At 62.3% G+C, this 24,754-nt stretch carries 21 protein-coding genes; 10 read left to right on the forward strand and 11 right to left on the reverse strand.

Annotation, left to right across the window (positions count from 1 at the left end; genetic code table 11):
- Positions 1-80: 80 nt before the first annotated feature.
- From hslO to ACE4QZ_RS03345, 3 genes are all read left to right on the forward strand, one after another.
- Positions 81-980, forward strand: coding sequence for an Hsp33 family molecular chaperone HslO (hslO, locus tag ACE4QZ_RS03335; RefSeq protein ID WP_021782602.1), 900 nt, complete (start codon positions 81-83; stop codon positions 978-980).
- A 179-nt stretch (positions 981-1,159) separates the two neighbouring features.
- Positions 1,160-2,701, forward strand: coding sequence for a phosphoenolpyruvate carboxykinase (locus tag ACE4QZ_RS03340; protein WP_003255806.1), 1,542 nt, complete (start codon positions 1,160-1,162; stop codon positions 2,699-2,701).
- A 154-nt stretch (positions 2,702-2,855) separates the two neighbouring features.
- Positions 2,856-3,296: an acyl-CoA thioesterase gene (locus ACE4QZ_RS03345; RefSeq protein ID WP_021782603.1), complete on the forward strand. Its 441-nt coding sequence runs from the start codon at positions 2,856-2,858 to the stop codon at positions 3,294-3,296.
- Positions 3,297-3,348: 52 nt separating this feature from the next.
- Here ACE4QZ_RS03345 and ACE4QZ_RS03350 read toward each other — a convergent pair whose 3' ends face one another.
- The 3 genes from ACE4QZ_RS03350 to fdhD form a co-directional block, all read right to left on the reverse strand.
- The gene (locus ACE4QZ_RS03350; protein ID WP_021782604.1) at positions 3,349-3,828 is read right to left on the reverse strand and encodes a glycine zipper domain-containing protein; all 480 of its coding nucleotides are present in this window, start codon (positions 3,826-3,828) and stop codon (positions 3,349-3,351) included.
- A 196-nt stretch (positions 3,829-4,024) separates the two neighbouring features.
- Entirely contained in the window at positions 4,025-6,370 is a 2,346-nt protein-coding gene (locus tag ACE4QZ_RS03355; protein ID WP_021782605.1) for an FdhF/YdeP family oxidoreductase, read from the reverse strand.
- A 5-nt stretch (positions 6,371-6,375) separates the two neighbouring features.
- Positions 6,376-7,206 (reverse strand): formate dehydrogenase accessory sulfurtransferase FdhD, encoded by an 831-nt coding sequence (gene fdhD / locus ACE4QZ_RS03360; protein WP_021782606.1) that lies wholly within the window; start codon positions 7,204-7,206, stop codon positions 6,376-6,378.
- Between the two features lie 173 nt (positions 7,207-7,379).
- Here fdhD and lysM point away from each other — a divergent pair, with 173 nt between their 5' ends.
- A complete protein-coding gene (gene lysM / locus ACE4QZ_RS03365) occupies positions 7,380-7,820 on the forward strand; it encodes a peptidoglycan-binding protein LysM (protein ID WP_021782607.1) in 441 nt (146 codons plus the stop codon).
- A gap of 98 nt (positions 7,821-7,918) precedes the next feature.
- On the opposite strand, the gene yrfG is transcribed toward lysM, so the two are convergent.
- Positions 7,919-8,581, reverse strand: coding sequence for a GMP/IMP nucleotidase (gene yrfG / locus ACE4QZ_RS03370; protein ID WP_021782608.1), 663 nt, complete (start codon positions 8,579-8,581; stop codon positions 7,919-7,921).
- Between the two features lie 64 nt (positions 8,582-8,645).
- On the opposite strand from yrfG, the gene nudE reads away from it, so the two are divergent.
- Entirely contained in the window at positions 8,646-9,212 is a 567-nt protein-coding gene (gene nudE, locus ACE4QZ_RS03375; RefSeq protein ID WP_003255794.1) for an ADP compounds hydrolase NudE, read from the forward strand.
- Entirely contained in the window at positions 9,209-10,027 is an 819-nt protein-coding gene (gene cysQ / locus ACE4QZ_RS03380) for a 3'(2'),5'-bisphosphate nucleotidase CysQ (RefSeq protein ID WP_021782609.1), read from the forward strand. The genes nudE and cysQ overlap by 4 nt, the downstream gene beginning before the upstream one ends.
- A gap of 160 nt (positions 10,028-10,187) precedes the next feature.
- On the opposite strand, the gene ACE4QZ_RS03385 is transcribed toward cysQ, so the two are convergent.
- The 4 genes from ACE4QZ_RS03385 to rfbC are packed head-to-tail and all read right to left on the reverse strand — an operon-like array spanning position 10,188 to position 14,448.
- On the reverse strand, positions 10,188-10,643 hold the full coding sequence (locus tag ACE4QZ_RS03385; RefSeq protein ID WP_010951632.1) for a YiiD C-terminal domain-containing protein: 456 nt from the start codon (positions 10,641-10,643) through the stop codon (positions 10,188-10,190).
- The gene (locus ACE4QZ_RS03390) at positions 10,643-12,049 is read right to left on the reverse strand and encodes a sigma-54-dependent transcriptional regulator (protein ID WP_021782610.1); all 1,407 of its coding nucleotides are present in this window, start codon (positions 12,047-12,049) and stop codon (positions 10,643-10,645) included. The genes ACE4QZ_RS03385 and ACE4QZ_RS03390 overlap by 1 nt, the downstream gene beginning before the upstream one ends.
- Positions 12,046-13,860, reverse strand: coding sequence for an ATP-binding protein (locus ACE4QZ_RS03395; RefSeq protein ID WP_021782611.1), 1,815 nt, complete (start codon positions 13,858-13,860; stop codon positions 12,046-12,048). Before ACE4QZ_RS03395 ends, ACE4QZ_RS03390 begins: the two co-directional genes overlap by 4 nt.
- A 42-nt stretch (positions 13,861-13,902) precedes the next feature.
- Entirely contained in the window at positions 13,903-14,448 is a 546-nt protein-coding gene (gene rfbC / locus ACE4QZ_RS03400; protein ID WP_021782612.1) for a dTDP-4-dehydrorhamnose 3,5-epimerase, read from the reverse strand.
- Positions 14,449-14,725: 277 nt separating this feature from the next.
- Here rfbC and aguA point away from each other — a divergent pair, with 277 nt between their 5' ends.
- The 3 genes from aguA to ACE4QZ_RS03415 all read left to right on the forward strand — a co-directional run bounded on the left by aguA (position 14,726) and on the right by ACE4QZ_RS03415 (position 18,249).
- The gene (gene aguA, locus ACE4QZ_RS03405; RefSeq protein WP_021782613.1) at positions 14,726-15,832 is read left to right on the forward strand and encodes an agmatine deiminase; all 1,107 of its coding nucleotides are present in this window, start codon (positions 14,726-14,728) and stop codon (positions 15,830-15,832) included.
- Between the two features lie 192 nt (positions 15,833-16,024).
- Entirely contained in the window at positions 16,025-16,222 is a 198-nt protein-coding gene (locus tag ACE4QZ_RS03410) for a hypothetical protein (protein WP_080671093.1), read from the forward strand.
- A gap of 707 nt (positions 16,223-16,929) precedes the next feature.
- A complete protein-coding gene (locus ACE4QZ_RS03415) occupies positions 16,930-18,249 on the forward strand; it encodes an OprD family porin (RefSeq protein ID WP_021782614.1) in 1,320 nt (439 codons plus the stop codon).
- A gap of 151 nt (positions 18,250-18,400) precedes the next feature.
- On the opposite strand, the gene ACE4QZ_RS03420 is transcribed toward ACE4QZ_RS03415, so the two are convergent.
- From ACE4QZ_RS03420 to ACE4QZ_RS03430, 3 genes are all read right to left on the reverse strand, one after another.
- A complete protein-coding gene (locus ACE4QZ_RS03420; protein ID WP_021782615.1) occupies positions 18,401-20,071 on the reverse strand; it encodes an FMN-binding glutamate synthase family protein in 1,671 nt (556 codons plus the stop codon).
- Positions 20,072-20,178: 107 nt separating this feature from the next.
- On the reverse strand, positions 20,179-21,546 hold the full coding sequence (locus ACE4QZ_RS03425) for an ATP-binding protein (RefSeq protein WP_084850417.1): 1,368 nt from the start codon (positions 21,544-21,546) through the stop codon (positions 20,179-20,181).
- Between the two features lies 1 nt (position 21,547).
- Positions 21,548-22,267 (reverse strand): response regulator, encoded by a 720-nt coding sequence (locus ACE4QZ_RS03430; protein ID WP_021782617.1) that lies wholly within the window; start codon positions 22,265-22,267, stop codon positions 21,548-21,550.
- 140 nt (positions 22,268-22,407) lie between these two features.
- On the opposite strand from ACE4QZ_RS03430, the gene ACE4QZ_RS03435 reads away from it, so the two are divergent.
- The gene (locus ACE4QZ_RS03435; RefSeq protein WP_021782618.1) at positions 22,408-24,705 is read left to right on the forward strand and encodes a TonB-dependent siderophore receptor; all 2,298 of its coding nucleotides are present in this window, start codon (positions 22,408-22,410) and stop codon (positions 24,703-24,705) included.
- The last annotated feature ends 49 nt before the right edge of the window (positions 24,706-24,754 follow it).

Consider the following 24,754-nt stretch of genomic DNA (forward strand, 5'->3'; position numbering starts at 1 on the left):
GAGCGCTCTGTCATGGGCTCTCGCAGGTTCGCGATAACCCTTGTAACCATTTTGTCATCATTTTCAGATAGCCAAAACCTATGAGCGAATTGCCTGATACCGATTTCACCCAACGTTTCATCTTCGACGAGCGCGATGTGCGCGGCGAGTGGGTGTCTCTCGATGACAGCTACGCCGCAGTGTTGGCGCGTCATGAGTACCCCCAGCCGGTCAAGGTGCTGCTCGGTGAGTTGATGGCCGCCACCGCCTTGCTGGTGGGGGCGATGAAGTTCGATGGCCTGCTGATTCTGCAGGCGCGTTCGGCTGGGCCGATTCCGCTGCTGATGGTGGAGTGTTCCAGCGACCGCGAAATCCGCGGCATGGCCCGCTATGAAGCGGACCAAATTCCGGCCGGTGCCACCCTGTCGCAGCTGATGCCCGACGGCCACCTGACCCTGACCATCGACCCGGTCAAGGGCCAGCGCTACCAGGGGACCGTCGACCTCGATGGCGCCAACCTGTCGGAATGTTTCACCAACTACTTCGTTCAGTCACAGCAGCTCAATACCCGTTTCTGGCTCAATGCCGAAGGCGGCAAGGCACGTGGGCTATTGCTGCAGCAACTGCCGCGTGATCGCCAGCCGGATGATGAAGAACGCGAAGACAGCTGGCAGCACGTAGTGGCCCTGGCCAAGACGCTCAAGTCCGAAGAGTGGACAGAGGGCAACGAAACCCTGCTGCACCGCCTGTACCACGAAGATGCCGTGCGCCTGTTCGATATCCAGCCGCTGCGCTTCAATTGCAGTTGTTCGCGGGAACGCTCCGGCAATGCGCTGGTCAGTCTGGGCGAGCACGACGCCAAGGCGCTGGTCGAAGAGTGTGGCGGGACGGTAGAGATCGATTGCCAGTTCTGCAACGAGCGCTACTTCTTCGATGCCAGCGACGTGGCGCAACTGTTTGCGGGTGGCGGCACTGACGTGGCCTCAGAAACTCGTCACTGAAACGTTAAAGCACAGGACAATCTCCTGCCGAATTGCGCAAAAGCGCAGTTCTGACAGGAGGGGCCTACTTTTTTTGGGCGTTTCTGGCATAATCCGGCCACTTTTTTCGCTGTAGTAGTTTTTTCAAGACAACTACAAAACGTTTGGAGCACTCGGCCTCGGGCCGGATGGGGTATCTCATGACGCAAGCCAACAACACCGTGTACACCGACCTGAGCGTCGATGAGCTGGTAAAAGAAGCGCTGCAACGCGGTGAAGGCGTACTAGCCGATACTGGCGCACTGGTCGTGGAGACTGGTCACCGTACTGGCCGTTCGCCGGCTGACCGTTTCATCGTCGAAGAACCTTCCACCCAAGACGCCATTTCCTGGGGCCCGATCAACCGCAAGTTCCCGGCTGACAAGTTCGATGCCCTGTGGGCTCGCGTCGAGGCGTTCAACAACGCACAGGATCACTTCGTTTCCTATGTTCACGTAGGGGCTGCAGCCGAGCACTACCTGCCGGTGAAGATGACCACCCAGACTGCCTGGCAGAACCTGTTCGGTCGTTGCCTGTTCATCAACCCGGAGCAGTTCAACCCGGCTGGCCGCGACCAGTGGCAGATCCTCAACGTCGCCAACTTCGTGTGCGAACCAGAGCGTGACGGCACCAACTCCGATGGTTGCGTGATCATCAACTTCGCCCAGAAGAAAGTGCTGATCGCTGGCATGCGCTACGCCGGTGAAATGAAGAAAGCCATGTTCTCGGTGCAAAACTTCCTGCTGCCGGCTGCCGACGTACTGCCTATGCACTGCGCGGCCAACATCGGCGAAGAAGGCGATGTGACCTTGTTCTTCGGCCTGTCCGGCACTGGCAAGACCACCCTTTCAGCTGACGAAAGCCGTTACCTGATCGGTGACGACGAGCACGGTTGGGGCGAAGGCGTTGTCTTCAACATGGAAGGCGGCTGCTACGCCAAGTGCATCGACCTGTCCGAGAAGAACGAACCGGTCATCTGGAAAGCCATCAAGCACGGCGCAGTACTGGAAAACGTCGTTCTCGACGCCAACAAGCACGCTGACTACACCGATGTCAGCCTGACCCAGAACAGCCGTGCGGCCTACCCGCTTGAGCACGTTGCCAAGCGTTCGGAAGCGAACCTGGGCGGCGAGCCTAACGCAGTGATCTTCCTCACCTGCGACCTGACAGGTGTTCTGCCACCGGTGTCGATCCTGAACAACGAGCAGGCGGCCTACCACTTCCTGTCCGGTTACACCGCGCTGGTCGGTTCCACTGAAATGGGCTCGGGCGGCGGCATCAAGTCGACCTTCTCCACCTGCTTCGGCGCACCGTTCTTCCCGCGTCCGGCTGGCGAGTACGCCGAGCTGCTGATCAAGCGCATCAACGGTTTCAACTCCAAGGTCTACCTGGTCAACACCGGCTGGACTGGTGGTGGCTACGGCGTTGGCAAGCGCTTCAGCATCCCCACCACCCGTGCCGTGATCGCTGCGATCCAGAGCGGTGCACTGGTCGGTGCCGAAACCGAGCACCTGGACATCATCAACCTAGACGTGCCGAAGGCCGTTCCGGGCGTTGAAACCGAACTGCTCAACCCCCGCACCAACTGGGCTGACAAAGCGGCCTACGACGAGGCTGCCAAAGGCCTGGCCAAGCTGTTCATCGAAAACTTCAAGAAGTTCGAAGTTTCCGACGCCATCAAAGCCGCTGGCCCGCAGCTGTAAGCTGAGCTCAGCCGCAACGAGAAAGCCGCCCCAGAGGGCGGCTTTTTTGTAGTTTGCAGGAGCGGTTTGCCCACGAAGGGGCCCGCATAAGCAGCGAAAGTCAGGTTTTTCTGTTTCACTGTCAGCATCCATTGCGAAGACAAGAGTCAGCCAGATGACCGAAGCCCCTCAGCGCACTGCCTTCTCCCACTTCCACCCGATCCTCACCCGCCCCCAGGACAACGACCTGAACGGCCACATCGCCGGTGCAACGGTGCACGGCTTCTTCGAAACCGCGATACAGGCGTTTCTCGTCGAGCAGGCCGAACTGGATCTGCGACACGGTGAACTGGCCGCCTTCGTGGTCAGTTCGGCTGCGGATTTTTACGCGCTGCCGGGCTTCCCGGACTTGTTGGAGGTGGGGCTGGGAGTGACGCGCCTGGCGGGCAGCACGGTTGAGTACCGGCTGGCGCTGTACCGTCCGGGCGAGCCGGACGCGTGCGCGGCAGGCACGGTGGTGCAGGTGTTCATCGAGCGCGCCAGCGGCCGGCCTGTGGCGTTGCCAGAGGCGCTGCAGGTGATCCTGTCTGGCCTTATGCTGGAGCGACAGGCATAAAAAACCCCGCTGGCAGGGGCGGGGTTTGTTGCCGGGGCAGGGCCCTCAGGCGTTAGTCGCGCCAGTGGCGCTTGTGCTTGCGGTGGCCATAGTGGCGGCCACGGTCCCAGTGGCGACGGTCGTCGTAGTCGCGACGGTAGCGGCGATTCTCGTGGCGCTCGTCGTCGTCGGCCTTGTTGCCCATGTAGTTACCCAGTGCACCACCGGCGCCACCGCCGGCTGCTGCGCCAATGTAGCTACCAGTGGTGCCGCCGACAGAGCGGCCGACCACGTTACCGCCAGCGGCGCCCAATGCGCCACCGATGGCTGCTTCACCGCGCTGGTGCTTGTCGGCACCTACCGCACTGCCGGCTGCGCCGCCCAGGCCTGCGCCGATCGCGCCACCTGTGCTACCGCCAATGGACTGGCCCACGACAGAACCCAGTACCCCACCCAGTGCGCCGCCAATGCCGGCCTCGGTGGTGCCGCCTGCCATGGCAACGCCGCTGAGCAAGCTGAAAGACAACAACAGAATCGAGGAGTACTTCTTCATCGAGAGAGCCTCATAGGGATGACGAGGCGAATTTGAGGCTAAGAGGCGTGGCTGGCAACGGAAATCCGACGAGTAACACGAGTTGTACACAATTCTCTAACTAGCTGTATTTACTATGAAACTTTATCGTTTTCAGGCTGTCTGAGACCCTTATGACAAAGCCCTGAACCGCCACGGAACAGGGCTTTTTTCATTTTTACAGGATGCGCCCGTCGTCGCGCGCGCGCTCCAGCTTGATGGCAATGAACTTCGATGTTGGCGTATGGCTACCAACGCCAATGCTCTCTAGCGGCACCAGCGGGTTCACCTCCGGGTAATACGCCGCCGCCTGCCCGGCAGGGATGTCGAAGGCCAGCAGGGTAAAGCCTTGCACCCGGCGCACATGCTCATCCCCCCACAACGAAACAATGTCGACCTTCTGCCCCGGCTGGAAGCCCAGGCGGATGATGTCGGCTTCGTTGGCGAACAGCACCTCGCGCTGGCCGCGCACGCCGCGGTAGCGGTCGTCCAGGCCGTAGATAGTGGTGTTGTACTGATCGTGCGAGCGCATCGACTGCATGATCAGGTCTGGCAACTGGCCGCTGGCGCGTACGCGTTCGTCAAGCAGCGTGTCGGGCAGCAGGTTGGCCTTGAAGTTGGCGCGGCCGGTGCTGGTTTCCCATTCGCGGCTGGCCGCGCTGTTGCCCAGATAGAAGCCCCCCGGGTGACGCAGTCGCTGGTTAAAGCCGCTGAAACCGGCAATGGTATCGCCGATCAGGTCGCGGATACGGTCGTAGTCGGCCACCAGCCAGTGCCAGTCCACCGGTTGTTTGCCCAGCGTGGCGGCGGCAATGCCGGCGATCACCGCAGGCTCCGAGCGCATTTGCGTCGACAGCGGCTTGAGTTGGCCGTTGGAGGCGTGGACCATGCTGAACGAGTCTTCCACCGTGACTGCCTGCGGCCCGTCGGCCTGCAGGTCGATGTCGGTGCGGCCCAGGCACGGCAGGATCAGTGCCTGCTTGCCATGGACCAGGTGGCTACGGTTGAGCTTGGTGCTGATGTGCACGGTCAGCTCGCAGTTGCGCAGCGCCTGGGCGGTACGCTCAGTGTCGGGTGTGGCCTGGGCGAAGTTGCCGCCCAGACCGATGAAAACCTTGGCCCGGCCATCGAGCATCGCGTGAATGGCTTCGACGGTATTGTGGCCATTGCGCCGCGGCACGGGGAAACCAAAGCGCTTTTCGATGGCATCCAGCAGCGCCTCTGGCGGGCGCTCGTTGATGCCCATGGTGCGGTCGCCCTGCACGTTGCTGTGGCCGCGCACCGGGCACAGGCCGGCCCCGGGCGCGCCGATGTTGCCGCGCAGCATCTGCAGGTTGACGATTTCCTGAATGGTCGGCACCGAATGACGGTGTTGGGTGATGCCCATCGCCCAGCACATGATCACCCGCTTGCCCCGGCAGTACATGCGTGCGGCCAGTTCGATGTCGGCCAAGGTGAGGCCGGACTGTGCCTGGATGTGCGACCACGGCGTGGCGTCCACCACGGCCAGGTACTCGTCGACACCATGGCCATGTTCGGCGATGAAGGCGTGATCGAACACGGCCGGTTCGCCGTTGGCCTGGGCTTCACGTTCCCATTGCAGGACGAACTTGGCCATGCCGCGCAGCATCGCCATGTCGCCACCCAGGGCTGGGCGGAAGAAAGCGGTGTTGGTCGGGCGGTCACTGTTGGTCAGCATTTCCAGTGGGTTCTGGGGGTGCTGGAAGCGCTCCAGACCACGCTCCTTGAGCGGGTTGATGCACACCACCTGGGCGCCACGTTTTACCGCATCGCGCAATGGGTCGAGCATGCGCGGATGGTTGGTGCCGGGGTTCTGGCCCCAGACAAAAATGGAGTCGGCGTGCTCGAAGTCGTCGAAGGTGACAGTGCCCTTGCCGACCCCGACGCTTTGCCCCAATGCCACGCCGCTGGCCTCATGGCACATGTTCGAGCAGTCAGGGAAGTTGTTGGTGCCATAGGCGCGCACGAACAGTTGGTACAGGTATGCCGCTTCGTTGCTGGCACGTCCCGAGGTATAGAACTCGGCCTGGTCAGGGTTGGCCAGCTTGTTCAGCTCGCGGGCGATCAGGGCGAAGGCGGCATCCCAGCTGATCGGCAGGTAACGGTCGCTTGATGCGTCGTAGACCATCGGTTCGGTCAGGCGCCCTTGGTACTCCAGCCAATAGTCGCTCTGCTGCAGCAGCGAGGTGACACTGTAACGGGCAAAAAAGGCAGCATCGACACGGCGCTTGGTAGCTTCCCAGTTCACCGCCTTGGCGCCGTTCTCGCAGAACTTGACCATGCCGCTTTCTGGCGAATCACCCCAGGCGCAGCCGGGGCAGTCGAAACCGCCGCTCTGGTTGGTCTTGAGCAGGGCGCGAATGTTCTTCAGCGCGTTATCGCTGCCGACCCAGGCCTTGGCCACGCTACGCAGTGCGCCCCAACCGCCGGCGGGGCCGTGGTAGGGCTTGTAGCGAGGGGGGGAGGTTGGGGCGTTGTTCGGAAGAGGTTGGTACGAGGTCACGACTGTTACGACTCCGCCGCTGGGCTGTAGACCCGCGGTGCACTGTGCTTGGGCAAGTGGATAAGGTTGAGGTTGTGTTTGCGCGCCCATTGCAGGGCAAGGCCGGTGGGCGCAGACAGGCTGACCAGGGTCTGGATGCCGGCACGCAGCACCTTCTGGATCAGCTCCAGGCTGCAGCGACTGGTGACGATCGCCAGGCCGCCCTGGCTGTCGATGCGCTGTCGCAGCAGGGCGCCGATCAGTTTGTCGAGGGCGTTGTGCCGGCCGATGTCTTCGCGGCCAAGCAGCAGTTCGCCTTGGCGGTCCATGAACAGTGCTGCATGCACGGCGCCGCAATGCTGGCCCAGTGGCTGGAAGGCGTCGATGCGCTCGCGCAGGCCGACCAGCCACTGGGCCGGGGGCAGGGGCGCACCCGGTAACACGGCCAGATCTGGCAGCGCCTGCTCCAGGGCTTCGACCCCGCACAGGCCGCAACCACTGGTGCCGGCCAGTTGGCGGCGCTGGTTTTTCAGGTTCCAGAACGCCCGGCTGGAAATCTCCAGGTCGGCGTACATTGCCGCGCCGCTGCCGGAAAGCTTGAGGTCGTAGATTTCTGCGGTGCCTTCGACAATGCCGCTGCCGACACTGAAACCGACGGCGAAGTCTTCCAGATCGGTAGGGCTTACCAGCATCACCGCCTGGTTGAGGCCGTTATAGACAATGGCCAGGGCCACTTCCTCGGCCAGCGGGGTGCTGTCGCGTTTGGCATCGCTGAGCTGGACGTAATCGTAGGTGTTGCTGGCGGCTGGCATGGACAAAGGCGATGAGGCCGCGCAGACCGGAGGCTTGCTGTTCATCGGGGCTGAATACCGGCGGCTTTCTGATAGCACAAGCCTAGGCGCGCGGGCCGGCGGCGTCTAATCGCTAGGGTCTATGCCTTGATAGACCGCGTCGATTGGTCGCACAGGGCGAGAGTGGTAAAGCTGGCCTAGACTCCTGTGTCCGAGGTTTCGTCAACAAGGAGAGCGCAATGAGCCTGTTCAGTTTCGTGAAGGAAGCCGGCGAGAAGTTGATCGACCTGCTGACCCCTGGCAACGCCAATGCCGAAGAGCAGCTTAAGAAACACGTGGAAGCTGTCGGCCTGGGCAACCCGAACATTAGCGCCACTGTAGAAGGAGACAAGATCATCCTCAAGGGTGAAGTGGCCAGCCAGGAAGAGAAGGAGAAGATCATTCTGGCGGCGGGCAACATCAGTGGCGTGGCCAGTGTCGAGGACCAGATCACCGTGACCGGGCCGATAGTCCAGGCGGCAAGGTTCGTTACTGTGAAATCGGGCGACACACTTTCAGCCATTGCCATGGTCGTGTATGGCAATGCCGGCCAGTACAACAAGATTTTCGAGGCTAACAAGCCGATGCTCAAGCACCCGGACAAGATCTATCCGGGGCAGGTGCTGCGTATTCCTGACTGATCGCTAAAGTCTGTACAGGCCTCTTCGCGGGCGCGCCCGCTCCCACAGCTACAGCGCCAGCAGTGAATGTGGGAGCGGGCCTGCCCGCGAATGGGGCCTCACAGGCCTTCCAGTAACGCCCGGTAATCCTCGACCGCTGCAAACTCTTCGGTATCTCGTGGTTGTGCCTGGCTATCGGGCTGGCGCACCGCCAGCAAGTGCCCCACACCAAAGCGCCGTGCACTGCGCAGAATCGCCAGCGTGTCGTCGATGAACAGGCTGCGCTCCGGCTCGAAGCCGATATCCGCCTGCAAGGCATCCCAGAACTGCGGGCTTTCCTTCGGGTAGCCATAGTCGTGCGAGCTGATCAGCCGCTCGAAGTACGGTGCCAGCTCCACCCGTTCCAGCTTCAGCGACAGCGAGTCTCGGTGGGCATTGGTGATCATCACGACACGCTTGCCGGCCTGGCGAATCGCCGCCAGAAAGGTATCGGCATCCGGGCGCAGGGCAATCAGGTCGGCAATTTCCCGCTTCAGCTCGCGAATGGGCAGGCGCAACTCGCGGCTCCAGAAGTCCAGGCAGTACCAGTTCAATGTGCCGGCATTGCGTTCGAACAGCGGTTGCAGCTCCATTTCCGCCATGGCCCGGCTTACACCGTGCAGCTCGGCATAGCGCTGAGGCAGGTGGTCCAGCCAGAAGCGGTTGTCGTAATGCAGGTCGAGCAGGGTGCCATCCATGTCCAGCAGGACGGTATCGATGGCAGACCAGGGAAGAACAGGCATGGGAAACTCTCGATCAGTCGGCAAGCCACGGTATAGTAACCCGTTCACGCCAAGGAGCCGCCCCATGCGCCAGAAACCCACCGTACTCAGCCGCGAAATTGTCGCCAGCAGCCGCTTGTTCCGCGTCGAAGCCGTACAGTTGCGCTTCAGCAATGGCGCCGAGCGCACCTATGAGCGTCTGGTGGGCCGGGGTAACGGCTACGGCGCGGTGATGATCGTGGCCATGCTCGATGCCGAGCACGCTGTGCTGGTGGAGGAATACTGCGGTGGCACTGATGAATACGAGCTGTCTTTGCCCAAGGGCCTGATCGAGCCGGGCGAAGACGTGCTGGCGGCAGCTGACCGGGAGCTCAAGGAAGAAGCCGGTTTTGGCGCACGCCAGCTGGAGCACCTGACGGAACTGTCGCTGTCGCCGGGCTACATGAGCCAGAAGATTCAGGTGGTGCTGGCCAGCGACCTGTACGAAGAGCGCCTGGAAGGCGATGAGCCCGAGCCGATGCGGGTCGACAAGGTCAACCTGCGTGAGTTGTCGGCCTTGGCCATGCATCCGCAGTTCACCGAGGGTCGCGCCTTGGCGGCGCTTTACCTGGCGCGTGACCTGCTGATTCAGCGGGGGCTGCTGGAGCTATGACCGACCTGCAACTGATGCACGAAGTGGTCAAGCTGGCGCTGACGGCAGGCGAAGCGATCCTTCCATTCTGGCGCGCCGATGTAGCAGTGACCAACAAGGCCGACGATTCGCCGGTTACCGCCGCCGACCTGGCAGCGCACCGGGTAATTGCCGATGGCCTGCTGGCGCTGGCGCCGCAGATTCCGGTGCTGTCCGAAGAGGACTGCAATATTCCGCTGGCCGAGCGCCAACGCTGGAGCCGCTGGTGGCTGGTCGACCCGCTGGATGGCACCAAGGAGTTCATTGCTGGCAGTGAAGAATTTACGGTCAACATCGCCCTGGTCGAGAACGGCGAAGTGGTGTTTGGCGTGGTGTCGATGCCGACCAATGGGCGCTGCTACTTCGGTGGGCGCGGCCTGGGAGCCTGGCGTGCTGATGCCGGCGAGGCCGCCCAACCGATCCAGGTACGCATCGCACCACCGGAGGGCGAGCGTTTTACCGTAGTTGCCAGCCGTCGGCACTCCAGCGCGGAACAGGAAGCGCTGTTGTCCGGGCTTGGGGCTGCGGTGGGAGAGCTGGAGCTGGCCAATATCGGCAGCTCGTTGAAGTTCTGCCTGTTGGCCGAGGGCAGCGCCGATTGTTATCCGCGCCTGGCGCCGACTTCGCAGTGGGATACTGCAGCGGCGCAAGGCGTGGTGGAAGGGGCCTGCGGCGAGGTGATCGGGCTGGATGGCTTGCCATTCCGGTATCCGCCGCGCGAGTCGTTGCTTAACCCGTATTTCCTGGCCTTGCCCGCCAATGCTGCATGGCGCCAGGCCTTCCTGAGCCTGATCTGACGGAGTCTCACCCTACCCTGGGGGAGCGGGCGAGCCCGCGAAGCAGGCACCGCGGTGAATGGCACCGGCTTCGCCGGTGTTCGCGGGCCTGCCCGCTCCCACAGGTTTTGCGCCAGCCTTTGGGTTTTGTGCAGCGCGGTTGCTTTCAGCAGCTGCTGGGCTAGCGGTGCAAGACGTACTGGCCGCTGAACCTCACCGCTGGCTCGTCACTGCCGTCATTGCTCACCGTGGTCTCCAACGTCAACCGTGCCCGCCCACGCCGCTGGTACAGGGTCAGGAACCGCTCCCAGGTTTTCTCGTCCGGCGCGGCACAACGCGCCACCGCCGTGCCGGTCACTGGCAGCGGGTAGCTGATTTGCCCTTCCTGGATAACGATGTGCCCGTCATCGATCCCCAGTTCACGCAGGCGCAAGTGCAACCACCCCCAACCCACCAGCACTGCTGCGCAGTACAGGCTGCCACCGAACATGGTGCTTTTGTGGTTGACGTTGGCCGCCAGCGGCAGTTGCAGGCGCAGGGTGTGCTGCTGCCAATCGATCACTTCCAGGCCCATTTCGCGGGTCAGGGGGATGTCGCTGTGCAGTACGGACTGCAGGTACTGGCTATCGGTGCTCATTAACGGTTGTCCTCTTGATCATCATGCCCGCCGCTGCCGCCGTCGAAGTTCAAGCCGTGCTTGCGCAGCTTGTCATGCAGGGTTTTGCGGGGGATACCCAGTGCTTCGGCCAGGCTCCGCATGGAGCTGTGTGGCTGGGCCAGTTCGGCAGCGATCAGCGAGCGTTCGAACTGCTCGACCTGCTCGCTGAGGTTACCGCTCAGCTTGGGCGCTGTCGGTGCTGCTGCCGAGGGTGCCTGGCCATCCAGTGCCAGTTCCAGGCCAAGGGCGAAACGCTCGGCGGCGTTCTGTAGCTCGCGGACGTTACCTGGCCAGTCATGACGCAGCAGCAGGGCGCGTTGCGTTGGCTGCAGCGCATGCGGCGACAAGCCGTGGCGTTGGCTGGCCGCATCGGCGAAATGCTGGAACAACACCAATATGTCGTCCCCGCGTTCGCGCAGGGGCGGAATACGCAGCGGCGCCACGTTCAGGCGGTAATACAGGTCCGCGCGGAATCGCCCTTGGTCGGCAGACTGACGCAGGTCTTCCTTGGTGGCGGCTATGATGCGGATATCCAGCGGGATCAACTGGTTGCCGCCCAGGCGTTCGACCACCCGCTCCTGCAGCATGCGCAGCAACTTCACTTGCACATCCAGGCTCATGCTCTCGATTTCGTCGAGGAACAGCGTGCCGCCGTTGGCAAATTCGAACTTGCCGATACGGCGCTTCTGCGCGCCGGTGAACGCACCGGGCTCATGGCCGAACAGCTCGCTCTCGACCACCGACTCGGCCAGTGCGCCTGCGTTGATCGCCACGAACGGCCCTTCGCTGCGGCTGGACAGGTCGTGCAGGGCGCGAGCCACCACCTCTTTGCCAGCGCCGGTCTCGCCCAGAATCAACACATCGGCACGTGTGCCGGCCAAGGCAGCGATCTGCTCGCGCAGGCGCAGCATGGCCGGTGAATGGCCGACCAGGCGGGTTGCCAGCTGCTGGCGGTCGCTCAGTGCCAGACGCAGGCTACGGTTGTCCAGCACCAGCCGGCGCAAGGCCAGGGCGCGGCGTACGCTGTCGAGCAGAGCGTCTGTGGCAAAAGGTTTTTCCAGGAAGTCATAAGCCCCGGCGCGCATCGCCTGCACCGCCAGAGGCACATCGCCATGGCCGGTAATCAGCAGCACCGGCAGCTCGCTGTCACGGCTGTGCAGTTGTTCCAGCAACTGCAGGCCATCGATGCCAGGCATGCGGATGTCGCTGACCACCACGCCTGGCCAGTCGGCCTCGATACGCTCGGCCAGGCCTTGAGCTTCGGCCAGGGCGACTACCTTGAGCCCGGCCAGGTCCAGAGTCTGGCTCAAGGCTTGGCGCAGGTGGGGGTCATCGTCCACCAGGATGACCTGGGCTCGGCTGTCGATCAGTGTCTCGGTGGTCATGCCGAGGGGTCCTCCGAATTGGGCAAAGTAGCGCCAGACGCGGCCACACGCAGCTGGAGGGTCAGCATTGCGCCACCTTCCGGGTGGTTGGCCAGCAGCAGTTCACCGCCCAGGGCGCGCATCAGGCTTTCACAGATGGCCAGGCCCAGGCCCAGGCCCTGTGTACGGGTCTTGGTGGTGAAGAACGGCTCCTTGGCATGCTCCAGAGCCTGGCGGCTGAAACCGGGGCCATTGTCACGGATGTACAGGTAGACGCAGTCATCACGCTGCTCGGCACTTAGCCACAGGCGGCGCGGATTGGCTTTTTCGGTCAGGGCGTCGAGGGCATTGGCCAGCAGGTTGCCTAGCACTTGGCGCAAGCGGGTCTCGCCGGCCTGTACCCACAAGGTAGCTTCCGGCAGGTCGCGTATCAGCTCTACGGCCATCGCCCGGCGGCGCTTGGCCAGCAGCGCCAGGGCATCGTCCAGGGCCGGCTGCAGGGCCACGCTCTCTGGGGCATGGCGGTCACGACGGGCGAAGGCACGCAAGTGGGCAATGATCGAGGCCATGCGCCCTGTCAGTTCGCCGATCAGCTTGAGGTTGCCGCGGGCGTCTTCGGTACGTTGGTGGTCGAGCAGGATCTCGGCGTTCTCCGCGTAGCTGCGGATGGCGGCCAGAGGCTGGTTCAGCTCATGGCTGATACTGGCCGACATGGTGCCGAGCACCGACAGCTTGCCGGCCTGCACCAGTTCGTCCTGCGCGCGCACTGCCTCCTGCTGAGCGTTTTCGCGCTCCAGCACGGCATTTTTCAGGCGGGTGTTCAGGCCTTCAAGGTCGGCGGTACGTTCGGCCACGCGCTTTTCCAGTTCCTGGCGGCCACGGGCTTCGAAGTCGATGCGGTCGATGTAATGGCGCCGCCGTTGCATCACCAGACCGGCCAGCAGCATCAGTACCAACAGCGTACCGGCACCGATGGCCATTACCGTTTGCACCGAGCGATCAACCAGCGTGCGCGGGGCGAGGATGCTGACTTGCCAGCCGGTTTCCTTGATGTCGCGGGTCTGTGTGATCCAGGCCTGCGGGTTGAGAACCAGTGGCTGTGGGGCCTGGGTCGGATAGGGCTGGATGGCGATGATGGCCTGGCGCTCGGCGTCGGTCAGCGTGCGGGTAGCACGGAAGCGCCAGTCGGGCCGCGAAGTCAGGATGACCACGCCATTGTGATCGGTCAGCAACAGCTGCTCGGGTGTACGGCCCCACAGGGTTTCGGTGTGGTCGAGATCGACCTTGACCACCAGCACACCGACGATCCGCTCGCGGTCCCGCACGGCCGCGGCAAAGAAGTAGCCGCGCTTGGCCGAGGTGGTGCCCTGGCCGAAGAAGCGGCCCAGATGGCCGGCCATGGCTTCGTTGAAGTAGGGGCGGAAGGCGAAGTTTCGCCCGACGAAGGTGTCGTGCTTGTCCCAGTTCGAGGCGGCCAAAGTGTTGCCGCTGACGTCCATCAGGTACATCACCTCGGCACCGGTCTGTTGCACGATGTCCTTGAGCAGGCGGTTGGCGTTGGTCACCGCTTCCAGGCGGAACGGGTCGGCCAGCACGCCACGCAGCGCCGGTAGGTCGCCGAGAATTTGCGGCAAGGTCTCGTAGCGGTGCAGGGTGCCGAGCAGGTTGGCGACATACAGGTCGAGTGTCTGGCGGTTCTGCGAGGCCAGCTCATCCTGGTAATAGCGCTCGGCCAAGTGATGCAGGGGCCACAGCAATGGAGCCAGGCTCAGCGCCAGCAGGGCCAGGCTGCGCCAGCGGGGACGGCGTGGGGGCGTGGGTTTTGCAATCATCACGTAAATGCGCCAGAAAAGTCTGACGCAATTATGCGCTAGTTAAGGCAGCAGTTCCGCCTCTGCCAATGTCAGGCCCACCTTGTCCTTGTCCGATAACAGCGGTGGCTGCTGCAGCCCCCAGTCGATGTCCAGCTGGGGGTCGTCCCAGCGGATACAGCGGTCAGCACCCGGGTTGTAGTAGTCGGTGGTCTTGTAGAGGAACTCGGCCGATTCACTCATCACCGCAAAACCGTGGGCGAAGCCAGGTGGAATCCACAGCTGGCGATGGTTGTCGGCCGACAGGTGCACCGCGACCCATTTGCCGAATGTTGGCGAGCTTTTGCGCACGTCCACGGCGATATCGCGGATTTCCCCGTGCACCACGCGCACCAGCTTGCCCTGGGTGTTTGCCACCTGGTAGTGCAGCCCACGGAGCACGCCCTTGATGGAGCGCGAGTGGTTGTCCTGAACGAACTCCACGTTCACGCCGGTTTGCTGTGAGAACTCACGGGCATTGAATGCCTCGAAGAAGAAACCACGGCTGTCAGCGAACACCTTTGGCTCGATGATCAGTACTTCAGGTATTGCTGTAGGGATGATGTTCATAGCGGCTCGCTGGCCCGTCGCTCAAGTATTGACCCTAGTCGGCCTTGCCGGAAATTTCCGCGCGTAGCTGTAACAGGATGCATAAGGGATGGCTATGGTAGACGGCAGGCAGTTCCTTTAACCAGACCAGCCCTAACGATTGCCGATTGTTATCGATTTAAGTTCGCCGTGAGGCAGCAAATTCTTAGGATTCCAGGCTTTAAATATCGATATATATCGGTTATAAATTGACAAACGCCCCAGCACACCCGGCTCAGGGCCATCACAGAGGTCACCCATGAAAACCCTCAACTCCACGCCCCGTGCCGATGGTTTCCACATGCCCGCCGAGTGGGCCCCGCAAACTCAGGTATGGATGGTCTGGCCGGAGCGCCCGGACAACTGGCGCCTGGGCGGCAAGCCGGCGCAGGCTGCCCACGTAACCCTGGCCAAGGCCATTGCCCGTTTCGAACCTGTGACCGTCGCAGTCTCCGCCGGCCAGTACGAAAACGCTCGACGCCAACTCGACCAGCCGAACATTCGTGTGGTTGAAATCAGCAACGACGATGCGTGGGTGCGTGACACCGGCCCGACCTTCGTCATCAACGACCATGGCGAAGTGCGCGGTGTAGATTGGGGCTTCAATGCCTGGGGCGGCTTTGATGGTGGCCTGTACGCACCCTGGAACCGCGACGAGGAACTGGCCGCCAAGGTGCTGGAAATGGAGCGCTGCCAGCGCTACCAGACCGAAGGCTTTGTGCTTGAAGGTGGTTCGATCCACGTAGACGGTGAAGGCACCGTGATCACCACTGAGGAATGCCTGCTCAATCGCAACCGCAACCCGCACCTGAGCCGCGAGCAGATCGAAGCGGTGCTGCGCGATCACTTGGCAGTCGACACCGTGGTGTGGCTGCCGGATGGCTTGTACAACGACGAAACCGACGGCCATGTCGACAATTTCTGCTGTTACGTGCGCCCGGGTGAAGTGTTACTGGCCTGGACCGATGATTCCAACGACCCCAACTATGCGCGCTGCCACGCGGCCATGGATGTGCTGAAGAACACCCGCGACGCCAAGGGCCGCGAGTTCATCGTGCACAAGATGCCGATCCCGGGCCCGCTGTTCGCCACTGCCGAAGAGTGCGCCGGTGTCGACCAGGTCGCCGGCAGCCAGGAACGTGACCCTTCGGTGCGTCTGGCGGGTTCGTACGTGAACTTCCTGATCGTCAACGGTGGCATCATTGCCCCAAGCTTCGACGACCCGGCAGATGCCGAAGCCAGAGCGATCCTGGCAAGGATCTTCCCCGACCACGAGGTGGTGATGATCCCGGGCCGCGAGCTGCTTTTGGGTGGCGGCAACATTCACTGCCTGACCCAACAGCAGCCGGCGCCGATCAAGCGCTGAACGCGTGATGAATAAAGAGGCCCGTCGTATGACGGGCCTTTTTTTGCGCGGGCGACGCCCGGAGGCCGAGCTGGCATACGTTTTGTATTGTTTTTCAAACAGATAGCGAGGTTGCACGGCCAGGCCGCGCCTCGGATCTGTAACAATAACTACGTAAATTAGCCACTCACGGGCCAGGGAGTACGTGTAGACATGAACGCAGCAAGTGAGTCGGCTTTGCGCCCATCGGCAGTTGATCGCCAATCGCTCAGGCTTGTGGCGAAGTGGTTGAAACACCATGGAAGCATCAGGGTCAGGACGACCGACCCACGACGTCTGCTTGCCGGGCGATACCCCCAAGGTTTGATCAGCGAAGCAGAGATGCAGGCGCTGATGGCGGTGTGGCACTGATTGATTGCAGCTGTACCTGCCTCTTCGCGGGCATGCCCGCTCCCACAGATATTTCACAGGTTCTGAAACATGTGGTGATCATGTGGGAGCGGGCGTGCCCGCGAAGAGGCAGGTACAGCCAACAAACATCAGAAGCTGTAGCTACCTGTCACTATCAGGCTACGCGGCCCCCCACTTCAAACTGCGCCGCGCCGGTCACCGAGCTGTAATAGGTCTTGTCGGCAATGTTGCTCAATACCCCCCGATCAACCCCCGATCATCCCAGCCATGGGTCCGATACCGCGTCGGACACCGTCATCGGACCATTGTGCTGCCGGCCTGCGCTTCGATGGTCGAGCGGCGATCTTGCTCCGGAGCCTTGCTGACCCTGCCCTCAGGAAATTGTCCGTTCGATCAAAAGGCAATTTCCCACACAAGATAAATTATCTGCTGATAGCGCAAGCTTGCATGGAAATGCACCAGATAGGCCGGTAATTTTGGTCATATAAACCTGCATTTCACGACTTTTTGACATTTGTAATCGCGCGCGGCTAGGATTCGGCCAACGCCTGCTGGCCATGGTATTGGCCAGGCTGCTGCCGAGGGCCGCCGTGAGCTTACCGGTAGGCCCGCCCGGCTGGATCCGCATAGCGTCGAACCTACGAAGGGGCGTTGGTTCCTGGCGTCATATTGCAGCGCGTTTTTGATTAAGAAATAAGGAAAACAACATGTTGAAAACCAGGATCAGCCTGGTCGCCCTGGCGATGATCGCCGCGACCCAGGCTCAGGCCAATGACCAGGCTGACAGCAAGGGCTTCATTGAGGACAGCCACGCCAACGTCCTTCTGCGTAACGCCTACATCAACCGTGACAAGAAGCATGGCACCGACGACCAGATCGAATGGGGCCAGGCGTTCATTGCCAACTTCTCCTCCGGCTTCACCCAGGGCACCGTTGGCGTCGGTGTTGACGCATTTGGCCTGTACGCCGTGCGCCTAGATGGCGGCAAAGGTCACAACGGTGGCGGCGGCGTCGACTTCTTCAAACCGCACGAAACCACCAATGCCGAAGGCAACGCCAGTTCGCCGCACAACCTGGCCCGTGGTGGTGCTGCAGTGAAATTCCGCATTTCCAACACCGTGCTTAAGTACGGTGACCAGATGCCAGCACTGCCAGTGCTGCAGTACGACGATGCACGTCTGTTGCCAGAAAGCTTCACCGGTACCCTGATCACCTCCAAAGAGATCCAGGGTCTGGAACTGAACGCTGGTCGCTTCACCCAGGAAGCGCGCAAGAGCGCCGAGCGCCGTGATGGTGGTGGCCTGAAGTCGATCAACGTCTTCGGTGCCAGCTACAAGTTCACCGACAACTTCACCGCTTCGCTGTACACCGCCGACAACGAAGACGTTATGAAGAAGCACTACCTGGGCTTGAACTACGTCTTCCCGATCGCCAGCGACCAGTCCCTGACCCTGGACTTCAACGGCTACAAGTCGGACATCAACAACAAGCATGTCAAGGCTGCCGAGCTGACCGGTGACTCCAACACAATTTGGAGCCTGGCGGCCACTTACGCTTATGGCCCGCACTCGTTCACAATCGCCCACCAGCGCAGCACCGGTAGCACTGGCTATAACTACGGCGGGTATCAGAACGCAGGCCGTCAGGGTGACGGTGGTTCCACCATCTACCTGGCCAACTCGTACTGGTCCGACTTCAACGCCGAAGACGAGCGCTCCTGGCAGCTGGGCTACGGCCTGGACTTCGGTGCCTATGGCATTCCGGGCCTGACCTACAAGCTGGCCTACGTGGTGGGTGACAACATCAACACCCGTAACGTCGCCAACCCGCAAGGCTTCGGCGAAGGTAAAGAGCGCGAGATCTTCAACCAGATCCGTTACGTGGTGCAGGACGGCCCGGCCAAGGACCTGTCCATCAAACTGCGTAGCTCGTTCTTGCGTACCAACAACGCCGTGCAGCAGAACGGTTACAACGACGACGGCAACGAAGTCCGCGTATTCGTCGAGTACCCGATCAGCATCTTCTGATCCGCAGTTCTTTGCATGAAAGCTGGGGCCGCGCTGCGGCCCTTCGCGGGCTTGCCCGCTCCCACAGGTAAAGCGCCGCCTTCGATGGCGCTGCAAATTGTGGGAGCGGGCACGCCCGCGAAGGGCTGCAGGGCAGCCCCAGTCATGTTTGTCATGCAGGTTCAGTCTCTTCGTGGCGCAGTCTTGATGCCACAGTTCGTGTTGCAGTGTCCCCCGTCTCCGGTGCAAAGCTGTCGCTACGCGCCATCCGCCACATCCGTGCATAAAACTCGCTTTCGATCGAGCCACTGAGTAGCTCCCCCGGCTTGAGGAATGTGTGCAAGTCTGAAAACAACCCGATTTCGCTGGGGCTGATGCGCCGTGCCAGGTGCTTGGGCCTGAGCTCCGAAGGGTGCTCCAGGCCTGCGGCAGCCAACATCTCGGCCAGCGCGTGCAGTGTGTTGCGGTGGAAGCTGGCCACCCGCTCGGCTTTGTCTGGCACCACCAGGGCACGCTGGCGCAGAGGGTCTTGGGTGGCCACGCCGGTCGGGCACTTGTTGGTGTGGCAGCTCTGCGACTGAATGCAGCCAATGGCAAACATGAAACCGCGTGCCGAATTGACCCAGTCAGCGCCGATGGCCAAAACGCTGGCAATGTCGAAGGCGCTGACGATCTTGCCCGCCGCACCAATGCGGATGCTGGAGCGCAGGTTCAGGCCGACCAACGTGTTGTGCACGAACATCAGGCCTTCGCGCATTGGCACGCCCATGTTGTCGCTGAACTCGCGAGGTGCCGCGCCGGTGCCGCCTTCCTTGCCGTCGACAACGATGAAGTCAGGAGTGATGCCGGTGGCGAGCATAGCCTTGGCAATGCCCATGAACTCCCAGGGGTGGCCCAGGCAGAACTTGAAGCCCACGGGCTTGCCGCCTGAAAGCTCGCGCAGGCTGGCTACGAAATGCAGCAACTCCACTGGTGTGCGGAATGCGCTGTGCGCCGCCGGCGAGATGCAGTCCTCGCCGGCGCGTACGCCACGGGTCTCGGCAATTTCGGGGCTGACCTTGTGCCCCGGTAAAATGCCGCCGTGGCCAGGCTTGGCGCCCTGGCTGAGCTTGATCTCGATCATCTTCACCTGTGCCGAACGGGCCTGTTCGGCGAAGCGCTGTGGATCGAAACGACCGTCCTCGGTGCGGCAGCCGAAGTAGCCGCTGCCAATTTCCCAGATCAGGTCGCCGCCGTGTTCACGGTGGTACGGACTGATGCTGCCTTCGCCAGTGTCATGGGCAAACCGGCCCATGCGCGCGCCGCGGTTGAGTGCAGCGATGGCGTTGGCGCTGAGGGCGCCGAAACTCATCGCCGAGATGTTGAAGATCGAGGCCGAGTAGGGCATTCGGCATTGCGGCCCGCCGATGGCAATGCGGAACGAGGCAGGGTCCGGCGTGGCCACCGGTAGCATGGAGTGGCTGATGAACTCGAAACCAGGTTTGTAGGCGTCGTTGAGTGTGCCGAACGCTTTCTCGGCGCTTTCGTTCTTGGCGCGGGCGTAGACCAGCGAGCGTTGCGAACGGGAGAACGGCAGCTTGTCGTCGTCACCTTCGATCAGGTACTGGCGGATTTCCGGGCGGATGGTTTCGATCAGGTAACGGATATTGCCCAGGATCGGGTAGTTGCGTCGCACCGCATGGTGGCTTTGACGCAGGTCATTAAGGCCGACCAGGCTGAGCAGCGCGGTGATCAGCGTTACCGGCCACAGCCAGGCATGCTGGGACAGCAGGGGCAGGCTGGCGAAGGTGAAGACAAGGCAGAGTACGAAGCAGGCGTAGCGGCTGGGAAGAGAGTGTTTCATGGGTCCATCGCAGGCAGGATGACCGGGCATAGGATAGGCAAACACAGGGGACGGAAAACCTGGGTAATCGGTAAAAGACTGTTACACGCCGGCCCCTGGATCAGCCTTTAGACGGGGAGCTGCAGGCTGACCCGTAACCCGCCGCCTGCTCGGTTCGCCAGCATCAGCTCACCCCCATGGCTGGTGGCGATCCGCTGGGCAATGCTCAGCCCCAGCCCATATCCGCCGGATGCCTGGTTACGCGATCCCTCACCGCGCACGAACGGGTCGGTGATGGTCGGCAGCAGCGCTGGCGAAATCCCTGGCCCGCGGTCGTCGATGTGGATGAACACTCCTGTGGTGGTCCGCTCCAGCGTGACAGAAACATCCTTGGCATAACGCAACGCATTGACCAACAAGTTCTGAAGACAGCGCTGCAGCAGCAGGGCATCCCCCCGCAAGCTGTTCACCCGGCCGTGCACCGGCAGTGGTTCCTGGTCAGTCGCCAGGTCCGCACACTGGCGCGTCACCAGCCGGTCCAGGTCCACCTGCTGCAAGTTCTGCTGCTCTCCGGCACGCAGGTAATCCAGAACCTGACCGATCATATCGTCCATCTGCGTGATGTTCTGCTGCAGGCGCTGGCGGTGTTCGTCATCGGGTAAGCGCTCCAGTCGCAGGCGCATGCGGGTCAGTGGGGTACGCAGGTCGTGGGACACGGCGGCCAGGTAGTAGGCCTTGTCGTTGACCATGGCAATCAGCCGCTGCTGCATCGCGTTGAACGCCTGCGCCGCCTGGCGTACTTCTTCCGGCCCATCCAGTGCCAGGGGAGGCTGTTCGAGGTTACTGCCCAGCCCGCGCGCAGCATCGGCCAGGCGATGCAACGGGCGCAGGCACAGGCGCACGGCAATCAGGCACACCAGCAACACGGCGACAATACGCAGCGCATACACCCGCAGCAGGTAATCGCTGATCAGCACCCAGGCCGACTCGCCGCTCCAGCCCTGCAGTTCCTGGCCCGCAATGGTCAGCCAGTGCCCATCGGCCAGCGGCAGCGCGAACTGGATATGCGCCTGGGCCGTGCGCAGGCCGAACAGGCTGCGCCAGACGATCGGTTGGCCCAGTTCGTCGGTGAGTTGCACGTTCATAAGGCGCACGTCCTGGGCATGCCCCAGTTCGTACTTCAGGGCCTGCTGCAGCAACAGCTCGACCCGCCTGCGCCCAGGGCGCTCGTCATGCTCTTGCCCAGGCAGGCTTTCGACGCAGCGAAGCTGGTAGTGGGCTGGCGCCTGCAATGTACCGCCGTGGCAGTCGATCTGGGCAATCAGGGGGGCGCTGCGTGCAGCAACCAGTCGCACGGGCACCTCTAGCGCCTGGGCGAAACGCACATCGAACCAGATGCTGCTCGACATCAACTGGATCACCAGCGTGCCACTGACCATGATCAACAGCAGTTGACCAAACAAGGTGCGTGGCCACAGCCGGTGAAACCAGCGCATGTCAGGCCCCGGCCGTGAGGCTGGCGATACTCAGCAGGTAGCCTTCGTTACGGATGGTCAGGATTTGCGCGGCCCCCGCCGGTGCCCGGCGCAGTTGCTGGCGCAGGCGGCTGACGCACATGTCCACCGAACGGTCGTCGGGCAGGTGGTCGCGGCCGAACGCGCTGCGGGTCAGTTGGTCACGGGAGACCACACGGTTGTTGGCTTCCAGCAGTTCGCGCAGCACGCGGTAGTCGGAGCGCGGCAGGGTCAGGGTCTCGCCATCCGGGCGGGTGAGCAGGCGCTTGACGTGTTCCAGACGAAAGCCTGCGAACAGCTGGGCGTCCACCACGGGTTCTTCGGCACAGGTGCCCAGGCGTTGCGGACGACGCAGTACGGCTTTGATCCGGGCGATCAGTTCGCGTGGTTCGAAGGGCTTGGCCAGATAGTCGTCGGCACCCACTTCAAGGCCGATGATGCGGTCCAGCGTGCTGCCCTTGGCTGACAGCATGATCACCGCCAACCCGGGTGTGGCCTGCAACTGCCTGCACAGACTAAGGCCGTCCTCACCCGGCAACATCAGGTCGAGCACCACCAGCTCAACTTTGTGCCGGGCCAGCTGGTCGCGCATCTGTTCACCGTCGGCCGCGGCCAGCACGTTGTAGCCGGCATCGGTCAGGTAATCACAAAGAAGTTCGCGGATCTCGTCGTCATCATCGACAACCAGCAGGGTCGTGCTCATGCAGAAAAACACCTGTTAGGTGAGGGCCGGTGGCGCTCGTTACGTTCAATTACATCCCCGTACATGTCGGGGCTGGAGCCCGGAGGGCTGATCCCTAGAATCCTAACAAAAAATCATCTGCAAATACGAAGCCTTCCCAAATGAATCCCAAGAGCATCCCGACAGCGTTCACCCCCTTCAGTCAAAGTGGCAGTCGCCTAAAGCCGCTGGCCTTCTGCGTTGCCGTCGCCATCAGCGGTGGGGCAATGGCTGCCGACGGCAAACCCCTTGTACTGGACGCCACGCAGATCGAAGACAGCGCATTACTGCCTGCCGACGAGGCCGGCCAGTTGGGCTACACGGTCGAGAGCACCCGTAGCTCTACAGGCCTGGCACTGACACCACGGCAGACGCCGCAATCGGTTACCACCATCACCCGCCAGCAGATGGATGACCGCGACATCCACACCATCGAGCAGGCACTGGGAACCACCCCAGGCGTAACGGCCAACAAGTCCGAGGTGGGTGGGCGTACCGACTACCGCGCGCGTGGTTACTCGATCAGCAACTGGAAGGTCGATGGCCTGCAGACCCAGGGCGGTTCCGATTTCAGTGGCAGCGGCAATGCGCTGAACATGGACCTGTATGAACGCATCGACATCGTGCGCGGTGCCAACGGCCTGCTGGGCGGCACCGGCGACCCCTCGGCCACCGTCAATCTGATCCGCAAGGCACCGACCAAAACCTTCGGCGGCAGTGCTTATGCCACTTACGGCAGTTGGGACAAGCGTCGTCTGGGGGCTGACTTGAACCTGCCTCTGTCCGAAGATGGCCGCCTGCGTTCGCGTTTCGTGATGACCCAGCAGGATGCCAACTCCTTCCGCGACAACCAGTCCGAGCGCTCCCGCGCCGCCTTGGCCAATTTCGAGTTCGACCTGGACGACGCCACTACCTTGGGCGCCGGTTACCAATATGAGTACAACAAGGTTGTGGGCGGCGGCTGGGGCGCGAACATCCCGATCTGGTACCGCGACGGCAGCAAGACCGACTTGCCGCGCAGCACCAACCTGGTGCCCAGCTGGAGCTTTGGCGAATACACCACCCGCACTGCGTTCGGTTCGCTAGAGCACCGCTTCGACAACGACTGGACCCTGGACCTGAAAGCCGCCCAGGCCACCACCGAAGCCCTGAACCACCGGGGCCTTGCCAAGGTAAACTCGGCAGGGCGCGGCAGCTACGGCGGCTATTGGGACCAGGACGGCAGCGGCGCTGTACTGAATGGTTTGCACAGCTCCAGCGACACCACCCAGCAGTCGGCGCAGATCGACCTGTCCGGCCCGTTCCAGCTGTTCGGCCGCACTCACCAGGCCATGGTCGGCTACAACGACAGCCGCACCGTCGGCTGGTCGCCCCAGTACACCTGCACCATGGTCGGCGACGGCATGGCCAGCGCGCCTGCACTGGGTTGCCAGTTCCGCGCCAACAACGGCTTCCCGGTGACCGACTGGCACAATGGCGTGGATGACGACTACGACCTCATCGCCTCGCGCACCGGCCTTCACAGCAAGACCACCACCCGCCTGCAGGGCATGTACGCCGCCACCCGCCTGAGCATCACCGACCCGTTGTCGGTGATCGTTGGCGTGCGCACCAGCAACTATTCCTCGGTCACCCGCAGTGTGGCCGGCGAGCGCAGCAGCCAGGAAGAAAACGGCATCGTCACCCCCTACCTGGGCGCGGTGTATGACCTCAATGACAACTACTCGGTATACGCCAGCTACACCGACATCTTTACCCCGCAAACCTCTGAAACCAGCAGCGGCAGCAAGGTCGAACCGATTCGTGGGCAGAGCTACGAAACCGGTATCAAGGGTGAGTGGTTCGATGGCCGCCTGAACGCTTCGGCGGCGTACTTCCGCACCAAGCAGGAAAACAAGGCCGTGCTGGACGGCGACCTGACCACCCCGACCGGCGGCAGCGCCTACAAGGCCGGTTCCGGGCAGGAAACCGACGGTATCGACCTGGAAGTCGCAGGCGCCCTGACCCCCAACTGGAACGTCTACGCCGGCTACACCTACCTGCACTTCCGCCGCGTCGACAGCGACGGCCGCAGCGACCCGTCGCACTTGTTCAAGGCCTCCACCACCTACCGCCTGAGCGGCCCGCTCGATCGCCTGACCCTGGGCGCCGGCGTGACTGCGCAGAGCAACATCCGCGCCATCTCCAGCCCGGCTGGCCAGCCCACCAACGGTTTGAGTAATGGTGCCACTGACGTGAACTGGTCCGGTTATGCCATCTGGAATGCCATGGCCAAGTACCAGCTCACCGACAACACCAGTGTCAGCCTCAATGCCAACAACCTGTTCGACAAGCACTACTACAGCCAGTACGGGTTCTATGCCGGGGCGATTTATGGTGACCCGCGTAACCTGTCGTTGACGGTAAGCACCGCGTTCTGATCAGCTCTTCCACAAGGCCTGGCGCTGTACCTGTAGGAGCGGGTTCACC

It is taken from the genome of Pseudomonas sp. DCA-1 (assembly GCF_046523955.1).
GTDB lineage: Bacteria > Pseudomonadota > Gammaproteobacteria > Pseudomonadales > Pseudomonadaceae > Aquipseudomonas > Aquipseudomonas putida_Y.

Bases quoted from the DNA above. Each gene is read 5' to 3' on its own strand.
- hslO (WP_021782602.1), top strand. From the start codon at position 81: ATGAGCGAATTGCCTGATACCGATTTCACCCAACGTTTCATCTTCGAC.
- ACE4QZ_RS03340 (WP_003255806.1), top strand. From the start codon at position 1,160: ATGACGCAAGCCAACAACACCGTGTACACCGACCTGAGCGTCGATGAG.
- ACE4QZ_RS03345 (WP_021782603.1), top strand. From the start codon at position 2,856: ATGACCGAAGCCCCTCAGCGCACTGCCTTCTCCCACTTCCACCCGATC.
- ACE4QZ_RS03350 (WP_021782604.1), bottom strand. From the start codon at position 3,828: ATGAAGAAGTACTCCTCGATTCTGTTGTTGTCTTTCAGCTTGCTCAGC.
- fdhD (WP_021782606.1), bottom strand. From the start codon at position 7,206: ATGAACAGCAAGCCTCCGGTCTGCGCGGCCTCATCGCCTTTGTCCATG.
- lysM (WP_021782607.1), top strand. From the start codon at position 7,380: ATGAGCCTGTTCAGTTTCGTGAAGGAAGCCGGCGAGAAGTTGATCGAC.
- yrfG (WP_021782608.1), bottom strand. From the start codon at position 8,581: ATGCCTGTTCTTCCCTGGTCTGCCATCGATACCGTCCTGCTGGACATG.
- nudE (WP_003255794.1), top strand. From the start codon at position 8,646: ATGCGCCAGAAACCCACCGTACTCAGCCGCGAAATTGTCGCCAGCAGC.
- cysQ (WP_021782609.1), top strand. From the start codon at position 9,209: ATGACCGACCTGCAACTGATGCACGAAGTGGTCAAGCTGGCGCTGACG.
- ACE4QZ_RS03385 (WP_010951632.1), bottom strand. From the start codon at position 10,643: ATGAGCACCGATAGCCAGTACCTGCAGTCCGTACTGCACAGCGACATC.
- ACE4QZ_RS03390 (WP_021782610.1), bottom strand. From the start codon at position 12,049: ATGACCACCGAGACACTGATCGACAGCCGAGCCCAGGTCATCCTGGTG.
- ACE4QZ_RS03395 (WP_021782611.1), bottom strand. From the start codon at position 13,860: ATGATTGCAAAACCCACGCCCCCACGCCGTCCCCGCTGGCGCAGCCTG.
- rfbC (WP_021782612.1), bottom strand. From the start codon at position 14,448: ATGAACATCATCCCTACAGCAATACCTGAAGTACTGATCATCGAGCCA.
- aguA (WP_021782613.1), top strand. From the start codon at position 14,726: ATGAAAACCCTCAACTCCACGCCCCGTGCCGATGGTTTCCACATGCCC.
- ACE4QZ_RS03410 (WP_080671093.1), top strand. From the start codon at position 16,025: ATGAACGCAGCAAGTGAGTCGGCTTTGCGCCCATCGGCAGTTGATCGC.
- ACE4QZ_RS03415 (WP_021782614.1), top strand. From the start codon at position 16,930: ATGTTGAAAACCAGGATCAGCCTGGTCGCCCTGGCGATGATCGCCGCG.
- ACE4QZ_RS03420 (WP_021782615.1), bottom strand. From the start codon at position 20,071: ATGAAACACTCTCTTCCCAGCCGCTACGCCTGCTTCGTACTCTGCCTT.
- ACE4QZ_RS03425 (WP_084850417.1), bottom strand. From the start codon at position 21,546: ATGCGCTGGTTTCACCGGCTGTGGCCACGCACCTTGTTTGGTCAACTG.
- ACE4QZ_RS03430 (WP_021782617.1), bottom strand. From the start codon at position 22,267: ATGAGCACGACCCTGCTGGTTGTCGATGATGACGACGAGATCCGCGAA.
- ACE4QZ_RS03435 (WP_021782618.1), top strand. From the start codon at position 22,408: ATGAATCCCAAGAGCATCCCGACAGCGTTCACCCCCTTCAGTCAAAGT.